Raw genomic sequence first — 19612 nt, forward strand, 5'->3', positions numbered from 1 at the left:
AAGAGGTTCTAATGAACAACATAAACAAGCGACTTTTAACCACCACGGCTTTACTGCTGTGCTCATTTTACGCGCAAGCCGCCACCATTACTGTCACAGGTACCGATAATTCGCTTGCTGATGATGGGTTGTGTTCCATTTCAGAAGCGATTATCAACGCTAATAACGATTTCCAGACCCACATTGATTGTGCCGCCGGCAGTGGTGCAGACACCATTAACCTCAGCGCTGACATCACTTTGATGACTGAGTATGAAAATGATGCTACTTGGGGAAGCACTGGGACACCACCAGTCACAACCGCCATAACCTTAGACGGTCAAGGTCATATACTTGAGCGTGATGACATGGCTAATACCTGTGCGATTGACTTCACCAGTGATACCGGTGAATTCCGTATTCTGCGGGTGACCAGTACAGGTAATCTCACCTTAGATAACACAGTCGTTCGCGGTGGCTGTTCGGACAGCAATGGCCAAACTAATTCTGATGGCGGCGGGATTGTCAATGAGGGGACGTTATCAATTGTCAACAGTGTCATCGATAATAACCAATCAGGGGGTTATGGCGGTGGCCTGCATTCCGTGGGTGGTACCATTGAAAATATTGAAAACACCACGTTCTCGAATAACTATGCACAGCTCAGAGGTGGTGGCTTAAATCAATATAATGGCATCATCGCCGCCATCACAAACACAACATTTTCGAACAACACTGGCACCGATGGTGGTGGTATATATGTGGAGGACATGACTGTTTCGATGATGAATAACCTGACTTTCTCAGGCAACACGGCGAACTTTGGCAGCGCGATGGTGAATCAATTTGCCACCGTTAGTAACCTGCAAAACAGCTTGTTTCATAATGGCTCAAGTTGTGGTTATGCGAATGGTTTTGGGAGCACATTCACTGGCAGCAATAACATAGCCGATGGCACATCAGGAGCGAATTGTCCGGGCATTTTAAGCGGCACAACCTTAAGCGCAGCAACAGTCGGACCCTTGGCCGATAACGGCTGTGTTACGCCGTTGGCTGATGGTTCTTGTGTGATGACCCATGCTTTATTAGCGAATTCTGAGGTTTTGGATGTGGCAGTTGGGGGGACTGCCGCAGACCAACGCGGTTTCAATGCCGATGGCTTGCGCGATATCGGGGCGTATGAAGCCCAGATTCCGGTGGTCATTGCCCCGGCTGATGTTGTCCAGGAAGCCACCGGGCCAAACACCAACACACCCGCTTTGGGCTCCGCCACAGCCACTGATGCCGACAGTGATGACCTGTCTTTAACCACCAGCAACGATGCGGCGACCAATTATCCGCTGGGCGTTCACACCGTGACCTGGACAGCCACCGACAACCACGGCCACCAAGGCACAGACACACAGTCTTTGACCGTCCAAGACACCACACCGCCGGTATTAAGCTTAGTCGGCTCATCACCTGAGAACCTGAACCTCGGTGATACTTACAGCGATGCCGGTGCCACCGCCACTGATCTGGTCGATGATGATACGGTTTTAACAGGAACTATTGTGGTCAATAACCCGGTCAACACCAATGTCGCCGGAAGCTACACCGTGACTTATAACGTCAGTGATAATGCCGGGAATCCTGCTGCGCAAATCACCCGCACGGTGAATGTTAACGGTAATCTTCAAATCCAATTGAGTACCTATTCGCTTAATTTCGGTGGGGTATTAATCGGACAAAATCAAGCTCAAGTCATAACCGTCACGAACTCAGGCACGGTTGATTTAACACTGAACAGCCTCGGCACCTTATCTGCACCATTTGCAGTGACTGGCGGCAATTGTGATCCTTTACCAATAACCTTAACGCCCGGCAGTGACTGCACCATTGAAGTGACGTTCAGTCCAAGCGACTCAAGCAACCAAACAGCCCAGCTAAGCATAACAAGCAACGCCCCCAGCAGCCCTGATGTGATTGATATAGCAGGCCGTGGCTCAGCCGGTGCGGTGACTCCGGTACCGACGTTAAGCCAGTGGGCTTTGATTTTGTTAAGCGGATTGATGGTTCTTGGTGGTTTAAGGTACCGCCGAGAACGACTGGATTAGGCAGAGTAAATCGATGTTAAATATTAAGAATCTACAAAAAGAGGATATTTCTATGAATAAGTCAATACCAACTGTTTTGGTCTGGCTTTTACTGTGTTTTACTTTAATCGGCCAGGCACAAGCCAATAAAAATAATTGGTCTGGTTTATCTGACGATGATTATGTGGATAAGCGGCTGAGCTGTGAATTAAAAATTCAAGAACATAAATGGTCAAAGAATATCTGGCCGGAAGCCAATAAAACACCGAAGCCTGCCTTTAGTGAAGTGATTAAGGTTGATGAAATTCGACAAAAGGTCTTAGACAATCTAAATAAAGAATATATTTTATCAAACCAATTCAACATAGACATCAGCCATGCCATGTTACAGCACGATCTCGATCGCATGGCCGCGAATACCAGGGATGCCAAAGGCCTCAAGTCATTGTTTGCGCTGTTTGACAATGACCCCGTTACAATCGCAGAGTGTATTTCCCGACCTTATCTGGTTAATAAAAAATTACAAAACAGCTTTAATCAGCACAATGGCATTCATCAAGATGTAAAAGCGCAGGCTGAACAGGACTTAGGAAACTACCTAAACAATAAAAACATCAGCAGTGCAGAAACCTCAACCGTCACGTTTAAAATAAAAGCCCAAAATATAGTTCAAGAGAAAGCCCAAGATGCACCATTAAAGCAGCCCGGTGATGAGATTGTCATCGAGCTCGATGAGCAAGAGTACCGGCAGAAGCTAACTGAGCTTAAAAACAAGTACTTACAAGAAAAGCCTCATGCTTTTATTTACACTGAAGTTTTAGAGGAAAGTGAAAACAGTGTTAGCGTTAAAACCCTTGTTTGGCCAAAACAAAGTATAAACTCATGGGTTGCAAGTCAAGCACAAAACATTCAAACCCCTACGTTTAAACAAAAAGGCTTTAATTTACCTAAAATTACCGGATCAAAAGAATCTTTTAATACAAAAGCCGGGGCAGTAACAGGTGATACCTGGCGCCTGGAATATATTGGATACGGTGCTAGAGAAAGACACACCGCGGTCTGGACCGGCAGTGAGATGATTGTTTGGGGTGGATGGGCTAATGGTTATTCAAATACCGGTGGCCGTTATAACCCCGGCACAGACAGCTGGCAACCGACCAATCCCACTGGTGCACCCAGTGTTAGGCAATCTCACACAGCGGTCTGGACCGGCGCTGAGATGATTGTTTGGGGTGGATGGGATAGTGGTCTATTAAATACCGGTGGTCGTTATGACCCCGGCACGGATAGTTGGCAAGCAACCCCTGCCACTGGCGTACCCAGTGTTAGAGCATTCCACACAGCGGTCTGGACCGGCACTGAGATGATTGTTTGGGGTGGATGGGCTAGTGGTCAATTATTAAATACCGGTGGCCGTTATAACCCCGCATCTAACAACTGGCAAGCAACCAATATCACTGGCGCACCCAGTGGTAGAGAAGAACACACTGCGGTCTGGACCGGCACTGAGATGATTGTTTGGGGTGGATGGGCTGGTAGTACTTTAAATACGGGAGGTCTTTATGACCCCAGCACTGATAGCTGGCAAGTAACCGATACCACTGGCGCGCCCAGTGGTAGATCATACCACACAGCGGTCTGGACCGGCACTGAGATGATTGTTTGGGGTGGATGGGCTAGTGGTCTATTATTAAATACCGGTGGCCGTTATAACCCCGTATCTAACAACTGGCAAGCAACCAATATCACTGGCGCACCCAGTGGTAGAGAAAAACACACTGCGGTCTGGACCGGCACTGAGATGATTGTTTGGGGTGGATTTGATGGTGGTAATTTAAATACCGGTGGCCGTTATAACCCCGGCAACGACAGCTGGCAACCGACCAATACCACTGGTGCGCCCAGTGGTAGGCAGTATCATACAGCGGTATGGAGCGGCAGTGAGATGATTGTTTGGGGTGGATTTGATGCTGGATTAAATATCGGTAGTCGTTATGACCCCGGCAACGACAGCTGGCAAGTAACTGATACCGCTGCACCCAGTGCTAGAGACAGACACACCGCGGTCTGGACCGGTAGTGAGATGATTGTTTGGGGAGGATGGGATGGTGGTGGATTAAATACCGGTGGTCGTTATGACCCCGGCACGGATAGTTGGCAAGCAACCCCTGCCACTGACGCACCCAGTGGTAGAGTATTCCACACAGCGGTCTGGACCGGCAGTGAGATGATTGTTTGGGGTGGATGGGCTAGTGGTTATTCAAATACCGGTGGCCGTTATAACCCCGCATCTAACAACTGGCAAGCAACCAATATCACTGGCGCACCCAGTGGTAGAGAAAAACACACTGCGGTCTGGACCGGCAGTGAGATGATTGTTTGGGGTGGATTTGATGCGGGTAGTCCAAATACCGGTGGCCGTTATGACCCCGACAACGACAGCTGGCAACCGACCAATACCACTGGTGCACCCAGTGGTAGAGAAAGACACACCGCGATATGGACAGGCAGTGAGATGATTGTTTGGGGTGGATGGGCTAGTGGTGGATTAAATACCGGTGGTCGTTATAACCCCGGCAACGACAGCTGGCAACCGACCAATACCACTGGTGCGCCCAGTGTTAGACTTTTTCACTCCACGGTCTGGACTGGCAGTGAGATGATTGTTTGGGGTGGATGGGCTAGTGGTTATTCAAATACCGGTGGCCGTTATGATCCCGGCATGGATAGCTGGCAAGCAACCTCTGCCACTGGTGTACCCAGTGGTAGAGAAAAACACACTGCGGTCTGGACCGGCAGTGAGATGATTGTTTGGGGTGGATTTGATGGTGGTAATTTAAATACCGGTGGCCGTTATAACCCCGGCAACGACAGCTGGCAACCGACCAATACCACTGGTGCGCCCAGTGGTAGACAAAGTCACACCGCGGTCTGGACCGGCAGTGAGATGATTGTTTGGGGTGGATGGGCTAGTGGTCATATAAATTCAATGGGGGTTTATTATACATATAATACCTACAGTGTTGGTGGTACATTATCCGGCTTAATCGGCAATCAAGTTGTCCTGCAAAATAATACCGGTGATGATTTAACCCTAACCAATAATGGTGCGTTTATATTTAATACCGCCTTAATGGGGGGCTCCAACTATGTAGTATCTGTTTTGACGCATCCTGAACTACCTAATCAAACATGTACAGTCAGTAACGGCTCGGGATTTATAGTCGGTAACAATGTAAATAATATTAATGTTAATTGTGTAATGAATCAGTATCATATTGGTGGTTATGTGGAAGGATTATTTCCTAATAATTACATGGTGCTTCAAAATAATTTAAGTGATGATTTGGTTATACAGCAAGAAGGCCCTTTTGTTTTTTCCACTCTGGTTGATGATAATCAAAGTTATGGTGTGAGTATTAAAAGTCAGCCCAATTCCCCCATACAAAATTGTGTATTATCTGAAAATAGCGGCACAGTTTCAGGCACAGACGTGCTTGATATTCTCGTTAGCTGTGACTCTGGTAATGATTTAATTTTCCGTAACGGTTTTGAACAACTATAGACATTTTTTGAAAAATTAATCCAGTGGATTAAAAGCAGTCTTTAATCTAAAAAGAGCACATGAAAACAATGTGCTCTTTAACTATTAAAGAATATTGTTGGTAGATTCTATCCTTCTAATTTCACTGTGCTTGATGGTATCCGGGATCAGGATTGTTAATTTTATCTATGACAAATTGGGCAATTTGCTCAGGCTCGGCTAATTCGTTATTGTCATAGAGCTGCTGCCAGTGATCACGCATCGGGAAGTCTTGCTTCTTTTGGGCGCGTATGGTGTCTTGCATGTCGGTATCCATCACGCCGGGATTAATGATCATGGTTTGAATGGGACTGGCTTGTTCTTTTTGTTCTTCGCGAAAGGTATCAATTAGGCGTTCGCCGTAGGCTTTGCTGGCGGAATACATGCTCATACCCGGGATGGCACGGTTGGCAGCGCCTGAGGAGACATAGGATAAGGTTTTTTGTGCAGGATGACCCTGATAAGCACGGGCGAATAACCGTACTAAATGGGTGATGGTTTCCACATTAATGGTGATGTGTTCATTAATGGTTTTTGCGGCGGCACTTTGAATGGGACCAAAGGGTTCCAGTGTGGCGGTGTTGATGATCAGGTTAATATGACCGGCCTGATCGTACTTTTCATTAAAAGCAGTTTTAAAGACATTAATGGCTTTGTCGGGTTGGGCGAAATCACAATCCAAATGCCCTAAATGATCGCCACTGCGAGAAAACTCCACTAAGGTATGACCGGCTTCACGGAGTTGTTGGTAGATGGCGAGGCCCAAACCCTTCGAGCCACCGGCGATAAATGTAATGTGTTGTTCTGATTGATTATTCATGGTTTGATTTTAACAAATATAAATCAGTACTTCATAAAAAGTATTTTAAAAGACTGTGAACACATTATATTTTAAGTTCACTGAGCTCGTCGAAGTGCATGGTATACCTTTAACAGGCTTCGACGGAGCTCAGCCGACTGTTAGTTTTATAGATCAAAAGTAGTTTTAAAATCATCTCCCTCTGTGTCCTCTGTGTCTTTGTGGTTATCTTTTTTATTAACCGCAAAGTTTACAGAGGTTTTCACAAAGGGCACAAAGTAAAATAAATAATTTTTTACTCCGTGTACTTTGTGGTAGATTTTTTCATTAAACAGTGTTTGTCTAAATAGGTCAGTTGTGTTCTCAAAGACCCTGGATACAGGCCTGCGCCGGTACGGAATAATTTTTTACAGATTGTCATAGAAAAATACTCTTTCTCTGTGCCCTCTGTGTCTCTGTGGTTATCTTTTTTATTAACCACAAAGTTCGCAGAGGTTTTCACAGAGGTCACAAAGGAATATAAATTATTTTACTTCGTGTTCTTTGAGTATCCTTCGTGTTCTTTGTGGTTAAACTTTTTTTATGGCGCGATGGTTTTGGATGAAAAAAAACGCCAACTGTTTGGTCGGCGTTTGTGGTTCAATGTTTTTCGGTTTATAACACTTCAAATAAGCCGGCGGCACCCATACCGGTGCCGATACACATGGTGACTAAACCATATTTGCCACCGGTACGGCGTAGGCCGTGGATGGCGGTGGCGGAGCGGATGGCGCCGGTGGCGCCCAGAGGGTGACCCAAAGCGATGGCGCCGCCATTGGGGTTGACAACATCCGGGTTCAAACCCACTTCGCGAATCACAGCCAGACTTTGGGCCGCAAAAGCCTCATTAAGCTCAATCCATTCGATGTCATCGAGTTTAATGCCGGTTTGTTCCAACACTTTGGGGATGGCTTTAATCGGACCAATACCCATAATTTCAGGCGGTACGCCGGCCACAGAAAAGCCGTGGAACATGGCAATCGGGGTCATGTTGTATTTTTTCAAGGTGTCTTCATCGACCAGCAATAAGGCTCCGGCCCCATCAGACATTTGTGATGAATTGCCGGCGGTGACTGAGCCGTCTGTTCTGAAAACAGTGCGTAATTTATTAAGCACAGCTTCACTGGTATCCGCGCGTGGGCCTTCGTCGGTGTCTGCCACATGGGTTTTAACAATGGGCTCTGTGGGCTTGTCCGGATTGGGGTATTGGTGTGTGATTTCGTAATCGATGATTTCATCATCAAACCAACCATTTTCAATGGCTTTAATGGCTTTCTGGTGACTTTCATAGGCGAATTTATCCTGGTCTTCACGACTGACTTGCCATTGTTCGGCGACTTTTTCAGCGGTAATACCCATGCCATAGGCAATGCCGACATGATCATCTTCAAAGACTTTTGGGTTCATGGTCACTTTATGTCCCATCATCGGTACCATGCTCATGCTTTCGGTACCGCCGGCAATGGCGGCTTTCATTTGCCCGGTGGCAATCTGTTGCGCGGCAATGGCCACCGCTTGAACACCCGAGGAACAAAAGCGGTTAATGGTCATGGCCGGCACACTTTCCGGTAAACCGGCAAGCAGGCTGGCAATACGGGCGACATTCATGCCTTGTTCGGCTTCCGGCATGGCACAACCAATCACCACATCACCAATTTCCTGGGGGTCGAAGTCGGGATGACGGCCGATAATTTCACTTAAACAGCGTGCCAATAAATCATCGGGGCGGGTTTTTGAGAACATCCCACGGGGGGCTTTACCCACCGGGGTTCTGACAGCTTCTACAATATAGACAGGTTTCATAGTTATCTCCTTTAATCCGAATAGTTTTCAGTTCGGATTGTTTTTTTATTAGTTACGCAGCGGTTTACCGGTTTTCAGGGTATGTTCGATGCGCTGTAATGTTTTGGGCATTTGAATCAGCTCGATAAAGTAATGGCGTTCCAGATCCAATAGGTATTGTTCACTCACCAGGCTGCCAGATTCCACAAAACCACCGGCTAAGACGATGGCAATGCGTTTGGCAATGGCGTAATCATGTTCTGAGATCATATGACCTTCGAGCATATTGGCCAGCAGCATTTCCATATTGGCAATCGCCGGTGTCCCGGCGACTTTAATATGTTGCTCTTGCACAGGCGGGCGATAACCTTTCTCTGCTAGATAAGCGGCTTTGGCTTTGGCTACGTAGAGTATTTCATGGGGATTAAAGACCACTTCACTGTGGCTGTCTAAGAAGCCGATCTGTTGAGCTTCAGCGGCACTGCCGGAGACTTGGGCCATGGCCACGGCTTTAAAGTAATGCTCCAACATCGGATACAGATCATTGCCAAAGGTGTCTTTCGCGGTACGGCGGGCAATCTCTTTTAAGCCCCCGCCGGCCGGTAATAAACCCACACCGGCTTCGACTAAACCGATATAACTTTCAAAGGCGGCGACCACAGCATCGGCATGAATGGAAAATTCACAACCACCGCCTAACACCATGCCACGGGTGGCAACCACCACCGGTACCCCGCAAAAGCGCAGGGCTTGGGATGTTTGTTGGAATTCATTAACAAGCGCTTCCACTTGTGCCACTTGTCCGGCAGCCACGGCTTGTGCCGCCGGTGCCAGATTGGCGCCTAAGGTAAAGGGTTCTTCGGTTTGCCAAATCACCAAACCTTTATAGTCTTGTTCGGCCAGTTGTGTGGCTTTGCGCAAGCCTTTTAACACGCCATCAGAGATAATGTGCTTTTTGGTTTTAAAGCTAACAATGGCGATGCCGTCACCTTGGTGCCACATGCGAATGTCATCGTCTTCAAATACGGCGTCACCGTAGTTTACGGTTTCACCCAATAAACTGTCGGGGAATAATTGACGCTGGTAAACGGCTGCTTCAGAGCGGGGCTTAAAGACCTTGTCTGCAGAAGAGTATGATCCACGGGCCTGGTGGACACCTTTGACTTCAAGTACCCAGCTTGGTAAAGCCACATTGGCCATGGTTTGGCCGGCTTGAATGTCTTGTTCGATTAAGGCTGCAACCTGTTCCCAACCACCGGCTTGCCAGGTTTCAAAGGGACCGTGGCTGTAGCCAAAGCCCCAACGAATGGCGAAATCAATGTCACGCGCGGTGTCGGCAATGTCAGACAACTGGTAGGCACAGTAATGGAATAAATCACGGAAAATCGACCACAAGAATTGCGCTTGTTTGTTGTCTTTTAAGGCGTGTAATTGTTGTAAGCGCTCTTGGGGTTTGGCTTTTTTCATAATGGCCAAAACCGCCTCATCAATTTCGGCGTTTTGTTCGCGGTACTCTCCGGTTTCAGGATCGAGGACTAAAATGTCACGGCCTTTTTTCCAATAAACCCCACGCCCTGATTTTTGACCCAGTTGACCTTTTTCTATCAAAGTCGCCATCCACTCGGGTTGTTGATAGTACTTGTGCCAGGGATCATCGGGCAAACCGTTATCCATGGTGGTGATGGTATGTGCCAGGGTATCCAATCCGACCACATCGGCGGTGCGAAAGGTGGCTGATTTCGGTCGACCAATTAATACACCGGTGAGGGCGTCAATGGTTTCAAATGGAATACCTAAGCGTTGCCCATGGAACATGGTAGAAATAATGGAAAACACACCAATGCGGTTAGCAATAAAGTTGGGTGTGTCTTTGGCAATCACCACACCTTTGCCTAAGGTGGTGGTTAGAAACGCTTCCAGACGATCCAATACCGATTGTTCGGTGTCTTTGGTGGGAATTAATTCCACCAAATGCATATAACGCGGTGGATTAAAGAAATGCACACCACAGAATTTATGCTGCAAAGAATCCGGTAACACCGTGGCGAGTTCAGTGATACTTAAGCCCGAGGTATTGGTGGTAAACAAGGCGTCTTTGGCCACATGGTCTTCGACGTTATCATAAACGGCTTTTTTAATGTCCATGCGTTCAGCCACAGCTTCAATCACCAGGTCAGCTTCAGATAACCGCTCTAAATGTTGATCATAATTGACCGGTTCAATCAATTGCATGGCATCGGCGGTGCCAAAAGGTGCAGGCTTGAGTTTTTTTAAAACGGCCAGCGCCTTATTAACAATACCGTTGGCATCGCCGTCTTTGGCAGCCAAATCGTAAAGTAGTACCGGAATACCGGCATTGGCGCAATGGGCAGCGATTTGAGCGCCCATGACACCGGCGCCTAAGATGGCGACTTTGTGAATATTTTTATTGGTCATAATGGGTTCCAAAATGGTTAATGATTTCTAAATCGTGAATGGCATCATAGGCAGCGCGTAATTGTTCGGCTTGTTCTACGCTGATGATGCCGGCGGCTAATGAGCGGTCAATCAAAACTTGATAGTTCTTACTGGTCACCGTTAATCCGGTGGCATTGGTGACCGCGGTTTCAATATTTTTTGCAGCCAGTAATTGATGACTGGCATCGGCCACCCGGGTGATACTGCGGGTGGCTTGAATGGGGTGTTGTAAGCCATTTTCAGGTAATGGCTCAAGCATCTCATCGGTGGCAAAACCGGCCGGATGAAATGGTTTTCCGAATGGAAAGATTAGGACTTTTAAAAATAGCGATGGATAGTGATTAAAGGCACTGTTGATACTTTGATTGAGTGCTTTTTGACATAAGTAATAACTGTCACGCAGAGATTGTTTCAAAACAAAACGTCGCATGTCATGGTTCTTATGTTGTCGATATTCGCTTAATACCGCCACTTGGGTGATGAGGTGTTGATTACATTCCGCTAAAAAAGCAGTAAATTCAGTGTTATTGTCTTTACGCAATGACCATTTGATTAAGGCTAAATCAGCCACCAGTGCATAGCTGCTGCTTAAGCGACGAATGCGGTTTTTATGTTTTGATTTTCGCCAGAAAAAACGCCCCAGCCATGATGTTCGGACGGAATAGACCCATATTTTGGTTACGTTGTGCAAAATATAAGCCATGTGCTTGAATAACAATTTATCGACTTTTTTGGAATCAATTTGACTCTTTTCTAACTCAGCAATTTCCAGTTTGTACCAGGGATGTGCTGATAAAGCCACTTTTTTCATCAGTGGCAATTGATTGATTTCGTGGCTGTGACCATCCAGTTCCATGCTCAGGTGTTTAACACGAAAATATTGATTTAATTTATGTTCGCTTTTTATTTGGTGAGCATGTGAGCCTAAAATTGTCCGCAGCCAATTGAGTTGTTGCAAGCTGTCATCAAACAGACTGTTTTTAAATAAAATGTTACTGTAGCTCATTAATGGCTTTTGGCCATTTATTAAGGCAGTTTGTTGGACATTGATAAGCCGTTGACGGTAACTAAATTGACGATTCAGTTGCTTTCTCACCAGGCGATAATCCATCAGTGGCCGTGAGTTTTGTTTTTTAATGTGCGCAAAGTACCAGGAAAAATAGCTGGCACTGTCCTGAATATAGCGAGACACCGCTGCCGGCCAAATTCCTGCCCCCTGCGCTTGGTTGACATATAGTTGTTTGATGCCTTGATTGATGGCCGCGTTTCCGCCAATAATTTGACTCAATGGAATAAAAATATCCTTTGCTGAACAGCGATAATATTTGAATAAACCTTTATAAACTTCATTACCAGGAATTACTTTGATGTCGTCATGTTCGCTGTCAAATAAGCACAATACCGTGCCTAATCGTGTGTGATTGCTTATTTCATTGGTAAAATCACTTAAATTAACGGCCAGATAAAACACCGATGAACGTGCGGTACCTAACATGATAATGTCTGTAAAACTTAAGCGAATACCCACGGTGTCTTGCGCTTTATGAAGTTCGGTTTCAACCCGACCTTCAATGGAAGAGCGACCATTTTCCAATAACTCATATAAGAACGTGGTGTTTAAGAAAGGTTGTTTGTGGCCTTTTGCAAAAGCCGGTAAATAATGATCACATTGTTCTTTGGTGCCATAACGGCTAATTAAACTGATGACCGATTCAGTATTGATAATTCCAATCAGTGCGGCTAATAAAGGGTTATATTGACTGATACCATTAATAATATGTGCCACATCACGGCGATTAAAGCCGTGGCCGGCATATTTTTTTTTGATGGCTAAGGCTGAAATGCCATGTTCGCTGAGAAAATGCCGATAGCGTTCGGGATCCATATCAGATTTTTGGCCTATGCTGTTAAGGAAATTTTGCGCATCCTCAGAAGGCTTGGATTCGGGGATTTGGTAACTGAAATCAGGTTGACCGTTGTAAATGGCTTTTTCAAAATCAGTGACTAGCCAGCCATCATCAATGTTTTTAAAGCGTTGCCAGTTAATGCGGTCTTTGCTGTTAAATACCCGTAGAAAAGGTAAGGTAAAAAATAACCGACGAAGATGACTAAAATTGCCAATAATAATGATATTTAGAATTAAAAACAGGGTGATGATGCCTTGGGTATTGGTAATTAATTTTAACTTGTAGCATATAAAAGGTGTGAAGAACCAGAATATTGACAACATCCAAAAAGGCAGTCGATAATAGAGATGAATGATTAATATAAAAAATAATGTCAAAAAGTAAATGACCATGAGTTTATGTGCGCAAAGCTGCTTTGGCAAACTCGATTAATTCAGCCACTGACTTTTCAAAATATTCGGCTTCAGGCATTTGTCGGGCGACACTTGTGGCGCCGAAATGCCCCATGGTGTAGGTGAGTGCGCCAATAATAAAATGAAAACGCCAAAAAATGGTTTCACGCGGTAACTCAGGGCAGGCCAAGCCGATGGCTTCAGCAAATGCCTTAATAATTGGCGCATAACGGTCTTTCATTAGTTCATGTAAAGATTCGCTTTGCTCTGCATAAGCTCGGGCCAGCACTTGCATAAATATACGACCGCCTTGATGCTCATCATTAATCATAAAAAGAGCAGGAGCGATAAAGGCGTGCAAGATTTGTTCTAGATTACACACTTTATTTGAATCGCCTTGATTCAATTCATCTAACATACTTTTGCGGATGTCAAAGAGATTGTTCAAGCGGCGTTCCAAAACCTGATCAATGAGTTGTTGTTTGTTGCCAAAATGATAGTTTATCGCTGCCAAGTTAGTGTGGGCGCGCTGGCTGATTTTACGAATTGACAGTTCTGAAAATCCATGTTCCGCAATCAGTTTTTCGGTGCTGTTAAGTATCCGTTCCTTTGTTGATAGTGTACTCATGCCTGAATGAAATAAGAAAGGTTCAGGCATTTTATAAGATAGCTGGGTAAGACGCAATTCAAACGACTGTTTAAATCGCTATTTAATTGCGTGGCCATTCATGTTCCGGCTTTTATTGACAGCAAAAAATTGTTACAATGCCTGACGTTTTGTCCTCAGGTCATAAGGTGTCGCTTAACGTCTGTTAAGTGATCTTATCGACCATTTTAATAATAAGTATTTAGAAAATGGCGTAAATATCAGAAATTAAATGGTTTTGTCTTGATATTAAATGTCAAATGGAGTAAAAATGACTGTGCAAAGAACTTTATCAATCATTAAGCCGGATGCGGTTAAGAAGAACGTTATCGGTCAAATATATCAGCGTTTTGAAGATGGTGGCTTAAAAATTGTTGCTGCTAAAATGAAGCAACTGAGTCAATCAGAAGCTGAAGGTTTTTATGCGGTGCATAAAGAACGTCCTTTTTTTGCTGATTTAGTAAAATTTATGACCTCAGGCCCGGTCATGATTCAAGTCTTGGAAGGCGATAACGCCATTGCAAAGAACAGAGAAATAATGGGTGCCACAAATCCGAAAGAAGCCGATGCCGGTACCATACGTGCGGACTTTGCCGATAGTATTGATGCCAATGCTGTCCACGGCTCAGACGCCCCTGAAACAGCAGCTGTTGAGATTGCTTATTTTTTCTCGACAATAGATTTGACGTAATGTGAAAAACTTTGACTAACCCAAAAAAAAACCTACTCGATTACGACCGACTACAATTGGAAAAGCTGTTCACTGATTTCGGTGAACAGCGTTTTCGCGCCACCCAAGCCATGAAATGGATTTACGGGGATTATCAGTTAGATTTTCAACAATTCACCAATTTCTCTAAAACTTTACGCGATAAAATGGCGGCTCATTTCAATACCGCTGTGCCGGAATTAGTCAGTGAGCATCAATCCACTGATGGTACCATCAAATGGTTGTTAAAGATGGACAGTGATAACGCCATCGAAACTGTATATATTCCTGAAAAGAATCGGGGGACACTCTGTGTCTCATCGCAAGTGGGTTGTTCTCTAAACTGTACTTTTTGTGCCACCGGTGCCCAAGGCTTTAATCGTCACTTAACCACAGCAGAGATCATTGCCCAAGTTTGGGTGGCCGCCAAGCAGCTCAATCACAGCCATAAAAATCGTCGCATAACCAATGTGGTGATGATGGGTATGGGTGAGCCGTTGGCTAATTATGAACGGGTGTTACCGGCCTTAAATATTATGCGAGATGATTTTGGTTTTGGTTTTGCTAATAAACGGGTGACGGTCAGTACCTCAGGACTGGTGCCACAAATTAGACAGTTAAATGCCGATGCAGATGTTTCGTTGGCGGTGTCTTTACACGCTCCCACGGATGAATTAAGAGAGCAACTGGTACCATTGAATAAAAAATACAACATTGCCAGTTTACTGGCAGCTTGTCGTGAGTTTGTTGCCGATAAGAAAAAAGCACGAATAACCTTCGAATATACAGTGATAGGTGATGTTAATGATGGCGCTGAGCAAGCACGCGCATTAACGCGATTGTTACGTGATATCCCTTGTAAGATTAATTTAATTCCCTTTAATCCGTTTCCGGGCACACGCTATAAGTCACCAAGCGCTAAAAAAGTCGACCAGTTCAAAGAAATATGTATGGCGGCGGGCTACATTTGCACCGTGCGTAAAACCCGTGGTGATGACATTGCCGCTGCATGCGGTCAATTGGCAGGTGAGTTTATGGATCGAACGCGGCGTTCTGCAAACATCACCAAGAAAATACCTTTGGAGGTTCGATGAAACACTGTTTTTTATGTCTCAGCATGATGTTGTTGGTGGCTTGTGCTCAAACCGGGCCCGCTACCGGATATGACGAGCCCACCAATCGATCTGATCCAAACAGTCCGGCGATGTTAAATGTCAGAATGGGTGTAGCCTATTTTGAACGCCAGGATTACGATTTGGCGCTAGAGAAGCTAAAGCGTGCAATTGCTATGGATCCCAAATTAGCCATTGCCCATTCAGCTCTGGCCTTGGTTTATAGCACCATGGGTGCAGGAAATGAAGCTTCAAAACATTACAAGGCCTCGGTCAAATTTGCGCCCAACGATCCCATTATTTTAAATAATTATGGTACTTTTTTATGCCAGCAAGGTGATTATAAAAAGGCCCTCGAATTCTATCAAAGAACATTAGCCAATCCATTTTATAAAACACCTGAAACGGTGCATGAAAATGCCGGCGTTTGTTTAATGAAAGATGATTTGTTCGATGAGGCTGAACGACATTTTCGAGCGGCTTTATCGGTTAATCCCGAAATGACCGTGTCACTCTACAATATGGCTATTTTAAGTGCCGGCCAGGATCGGCCTCTTAAAGCCCGCGCTTTTATTCAGCGATTGTCTCGATTACAAGCCTTGGATGAGCGTATGTTGACAGTTGCCTATCAAGTAGAGCGAAAATTAGGCAACGAAAATGAGGCCAATAAGTATTTAACACAATTGAGAAAATTAAAATAACCCCACAAAACGTGGTAACAAACACATAGATAACCATGACAGATAGTAAATCAAGCAAACTGACAATCGAACAATTAAGTGCCCACAGAGATAAGCAGGGTCTGTCTGTGGCTGAGGTGGCTAATCGCATTAAAGTCAGTCGTGAAATCATCAATTACATTGAAGAAGGTGAGTTCAATCGCATCGGTTCACCCACGTTTATTCGTGGCCATGTGGGTAATTACGCCAAAGAAATTGGCCTGGACCCGCGATCTGTTCTCAGTTTAGTCCCTGAAGAGCATTTAAAGCCTTTTGAAATGAAACTATCCTCCAGTAAAGTTTCAAACCCCTTATCACGGGTAAAAACCCAATCAGGCGGCTTTGGTCGTTATGTGCTGGGAACATTTTTAGTGGCTGCTTTGGGTTTGAGTTTTTATTTTGTTTATGACAAATGGGACAATGGCCAACAAGACAATGTTATTCAAACCGTACAATTAAACCAAGACACATCCACTAAAGATAATAATAAACAGAAAAAAGTGATTTACTCATCTTTACTTCCGCAAGCTGATTTACCGGAACAGCAGGCTGTCCAGGAAGAGAATATCGAAGCTGTTGACCATGATGAGAAATCTGAAATCATGACAGAAAGTTTTGATGGCGATACAGAGCCATCAGAAACACCAATGGATGAGGCTGACAGTGATGCTGTTGAAGCACCGCAGCAAACTGATGCAGTCAATCAAGATGAGTCAGATAAGCCCATGTATTCCATACACTTTAATTTGGCTGAGCAAGCGTGGGTGTCCGTTAAAACCCAAAGTGGTACCCCTGTGATCACTGATTTGATTGGTCCCGGCGAGCGTCACTATTCAGCCAATGAGGCGATGCATTTTCGCATCGGTAATGCCTCTAATACTGAGTTAAAAATCAATGGTGTTGAGGTTGATATGAGTCAAAATACCCGACAAAACGTGGCAGATTTCAACTGGCCGAAAGATCAAGATTAAACGGTTACCTTAAGATACAACCGTAAATTTAAAAAATTCTGAAACAGCTCATGACGTGGCGAGCCCTGTCATATAAAATAGCCTGTGATTCTTTGAAAATAAGGTAAATACTTGAGCAAAAAAGTTAAACGTCTCCGTGGCATGTATGATGTCACTCCGGATCGTGTCTGGGTTTGGCAAAAGCTGGAAAGCATTGTCACCGGATTATTGAAACAATACGGTTACCAAGAAATTCGTTTCCCACTGATAGAAAAAACCGCCCTGTTCCAAACAGCCATCGGTGAAGTCACTGATGTGGTTGAAAAGGAAATGTTTACCTTTACCGATCGTAAAGAGGTGTCCATTAGTTTACGCCCTGAAGGCACCGCATCCACAGTGCGAGCGGTGTTAGAAAATGGATTGATTTTTAATGAACCTCAGAAGTTGTGGTATGCGGGACCGATGTTTCGGTATGAAAAGCCGCAAAAGGGAAGAAATCGTCAATTTTCACAAATTGGTGTGGAGGTTTTTGGTTATCCGGATGCGGATGCCGATGCTGAGCTTTTGTTGATGACCCACAGAATGTGGCAGTTGTTGGGTATAGAACATGTTCGGCTGGAAATTAACAGTTTAGGTTCCAGCGAATGCCGAGCGGCTTATCGTCAGATTTTAATTGATTACTTTGAACAGCATCTTGATGTGTTGGACAGCGAAGCAAAAAACCGGCTGCACAGTAATCCATTGCGATTATTAGATTCTAAAAATCCTGAGATGCAATCTGTTATTCAACAAGCGCCGACCATTCAAGATCATTTAAGCGAAGCCTCACAAGCACATTTCAGCAAGCTTTGTCATATTTTGGATACTTGTGGTGTTTCATACCATGTCAACCCAAGGTTGGTTCGTGGCTTAGATTATTACACCCATAATGTATTTGAATGGATAACCGAAGATTTGGGTGCACAAGGCACTTTGTGTGCCGGTGGCCGTTATGATGCGCTGGTGGAAATGCAAGGTGGTAAACCCACACCGGCAACCGGTTTTGCCATGGGTCTTGACCGCTTGGTTGAATTAATCGTCGATAAAAATCTGTGGCAGCCTGATCCATTAACAGATATATATGTGGTTTGGGATAAGCAGGTTGAGGTTGATAAAGTCATGGCGATAACCGAACAGTTACGCCATGATTTGCCGACACTCACCATCATGATGCATTTAGGTAGCGCTTCATTCAAATCCCAATTCAAAAAAGCCGATAAAACCGGTGCCCAGTTTGCATTGATTTTTGGGCCTGAAGAAATGTCGCAGCAATTAATATCTGTTAAAGCCATGCAGGATCGGAATTTGCCGCAGCAACAATTGTCTTACCCAGCTGTGGTGTCTTTTTTAAAGCAACAGTTAACCGGATAAATTATGGATCAAGAACTTAAACAACGCTTAATCGGAGCCTCAGTTATCATCGCTTTGGCGGTCATTTTTATTCCTATGTTGTTTGATGGTGAGGTTGAAAAAACAGGTGATAAAAAAATTGATATTGTTATTCCTGAGTCTGGTCGGCACGAATTAACTGTGAAGACATTCTCTTTGGATGATGAGCAACAAAATCCAGAAGTAGATAAACAAAGTGTGCCTGAAACAGAACTTAATTTGGTTGATGGTGCTGTGGTGTCCCGTGAAACCGTCAGTGGAAATGGTTTAATTGACCCCCTCCCAAAGACCACTGATACAAATCAAACTGATTCAGATAAAGATGCACGCCAAGACACAAAAAATTCGATGGCTGTAGTCACTGATGTCAGCGATGATGATATTGAACAAGATGACCTTGATGAAGCGACTGTGGATACGACACCCGCAGAAAAACCCAAAGAATTAAGTACAGCAGCAGATAATCAAAGCGAAACCACAGCGGTCAGTACTACCGATCAACAAGACAAAATCATATATCGGGTTAAATTGGGTAGTTTTTCGAAAGCCGATAATGCCCAACAAGTCAAAAATAAATTAGCACAACAAGGCATTGGTTCTTTGGTTGAGCCGGCACCGGATAGGGCTTTGTATCGCGTCTGGTCTGATGCCTTGTATCAAGATAAGAATAAAGCCAACGAATATGTGACGGCTGTTAATAAACTTAAATTGAACATTGGGAGTCCTAAAGTTATTACCGTTAGTGAGGCGGAGGTCAAAGCAAGTGCTGATCAGGGGCAACTGGGTTGGGTGGTACAATTAGGTAGTTTTGCAGCCAAAGACAATGCCCTCGATTTACGCAATAAACTTAAATTAGCCGGTTTTGTGGCGTTTGTCGATCAGGTGAATAACAGTCAAGGTGAAATCCGTTACCGTTTGCGGGTCGGGCCTGTTAACAGCCGTGATCAAGCCGATCAAATGAAACAACAAATCAGTGAAAAATTAAAATTAGACGGTTTAGTCAAAACCCATGAGTTAGCGACTTTGGTGGATTAA

General features: G+C 44.7%; 13 protein-coding genes. 8 read left to right on the plus strand and 5 right to left on the minus strand.

Features of this window, described 5'->3' with window-relative positions:
* The first annotated feature begins 11 nt into the window (after positions 1–11).
* Together OS173_RS11375 and OS173_RS11380 are read left to right on the plus strand one after the other, a co-directional pair.
* The gene (locus tag OS173_RS11375; RefSeq protein ID WP_267184414.1) at positions 12–2075 is read left to right on the plus strand and encodes an IPTL-CTERM sorting domain-containing protein; all 2064 of its coding nucleotides are present in this window, start codon (positions 12–14) and stop codon (positions 2073–2075) included.
* Between the two features lie 52 nt (positions 2076–2127).
* Positions 2128–5619, plus strand: coding sequence for a Kelch repeat-containing protein (locus OS173_RS11380; RefSeq protein ID WP_267184415.1), 3492 nt, complete (start codon positions 2128–2130; stop codon positions 5617–5619).
* Between the two features lie 121 nt (positions 5620–5740).
* Here OS173_RS11380 and OS173_RS11385 read toward each other — a convergent pair whose 3' ends face one another.
* From OS173_RS11385 to OS173_RS11405, 5 genes are all read right to left on the minus strand, one after another.
* Positions 5741–6457, minus strand: coding sequence for an SDR family NAD(P)-dependent oxidoreductase (locus tag OS173_RS11385; protein ID WP_267184416.1), 717 nt, complete (start codon positions 6455–6457; stop codon positions 5741–5743).
* Between the two features lie 633 nt (positions 6458–7090).
* A complete protein-coding gene (locus OS173_RS11390; protein ID WP_267184417.1) occupies positions 7091–8278 on the minus strand; it encodes an acetyl-CoA C-acyltransferase in 1188 nt (395 codons plus the stop codon).
* A gap of 48 nt (positions 8279–8326) precedes the next feature.
* A complete protein-coding gene (locus OS173_RS11395) occupies positions 8327–10693 on the minus strand; it encodes a 3-hydroxyacyl-CoA dehydrogenase/enoyl-CoA hydratase family protein (RefSeq protein WP_267184418.1) in 2367 nt (788 codons plus the stop codon).
* Positions 10683–12998 (minus strand): acyl-CoA dehydrogenase domain-containing protein, encoded by a 2316-nt coding sequence (locus OS173_RS11400; RefSeq protein WP_267184419.1) that lies wholly within the window; start codon positions 12996–12998, stop codon positions 10683–10685. The genes OS173_RS11395 and OS173_RS11400 overlap by 11 nt, the downstream gene beginning before the upstream one ends.
* 19 nt (positions 12999–13017) lie before the next feature.
* Positions 13018–13641 carry a TetR/AcrR family transcriptional regulator gene (locus OS173_RS11405; RefSeq protein ID WP_267184420.1) on the minus strand — a complete coding sequence of 208 codons (624 nt, stop codon included), beginning with the start codon at positions 13639–13641 and terminating at the stop codon, positions 13018–13020.
* 289 nt (positions 13642–13930) lie between these two features.
* Between OS173_RS11405 and ndk the strand changes: the two genes are divergently transcribed.
* The 6 genes from ndk to OS173_RS11435 all read left to right on the plus strand — a co-directional run bounded on the left by ndk (position 13931) and on the right by OS173_RS11435 (position 19612).
* The gene (gene ndk / locus OS173_RS11410; RefSeq protein ID WP_267184421.1) at positions 13931–14350 is read left to right on the plus strand and encodes a nucleoside-diphosphate kinase; all 420 of its coding nucleotides are present in this window, start codon (positions 13931–13933) and stop codon (positions 14348–14350) included.
* Between the two features lie 11 nt (positions 14351–14361).
* Positions 14362–15462: a 23S rRNA (adenine(2503)-C(2))-methyltransferase RlmN gene (gene rlmN / locus OS173_RS11415; protein ID WP_267184422.1), complete on the plus strand. Its 1101-nt coding sequence runs from the start codon at positions 14362–14364 to the stop codon at positions 15460–15462.
* Positions 15459–16181 carry a type IV pilus biogenesis/stability protein PilW gene (pilW, locus tag OS173_RS11420; RefSeq protein WP_267184423.1) on the plus strand — a complete coding sequence of 241 codons (723 nt, stop codon included), beginning with the start codon at positions 15459–15461 and terminating at the stop codon, positions 16179–16181. Before rlmN ends, pilW begins: the two co-directional genes overlap by 4 nt.
* Before the next feature lie 35 nt (positions 16182–16216).
* Positions 16217–17170 carry a helix-turn-helix domain-containing protein gene (locus OS173_RS11425; RefSeq protein ID WP_267184424.1) on the plus strand — a complete coding sequence of 318 codons (954 nt, stop codon included), beginning with the start codon at positions 16217–16219 and terminating at the stop codon, positions 17168–17170.
* A 111-nt stretch (positions 17171–17281) separates the two neighbouring features.
* Entirely contained in the window at positions 17282–18559 is a 1278-nt protein-coding gene (gene hisS, locus OS173_RS11430; protein ID WP_267184425.1) for a histidine--tRNA ligase, read from the plus strand.
* A 3-nt stretch (positions 18560–18562) separates the two neighbouring features.
* Entirely contained in the window at positions 18563–19612 is a 1050-nt protein-coding gene (locus OS173_RS11435; RefSeq protein WP_267184426.1) for an SPOR domain-containing protein, read from the plus strand.

This window comes from Marinicella gelatinilytica, assembly GCF_026410405.1.
Lineage (GTDB): Bacteria > Pseudomonadota > Gammaproteobacteria > Xanthomonadales > Marinicellaceae > Marinicella > Marinicella gelatinilytica.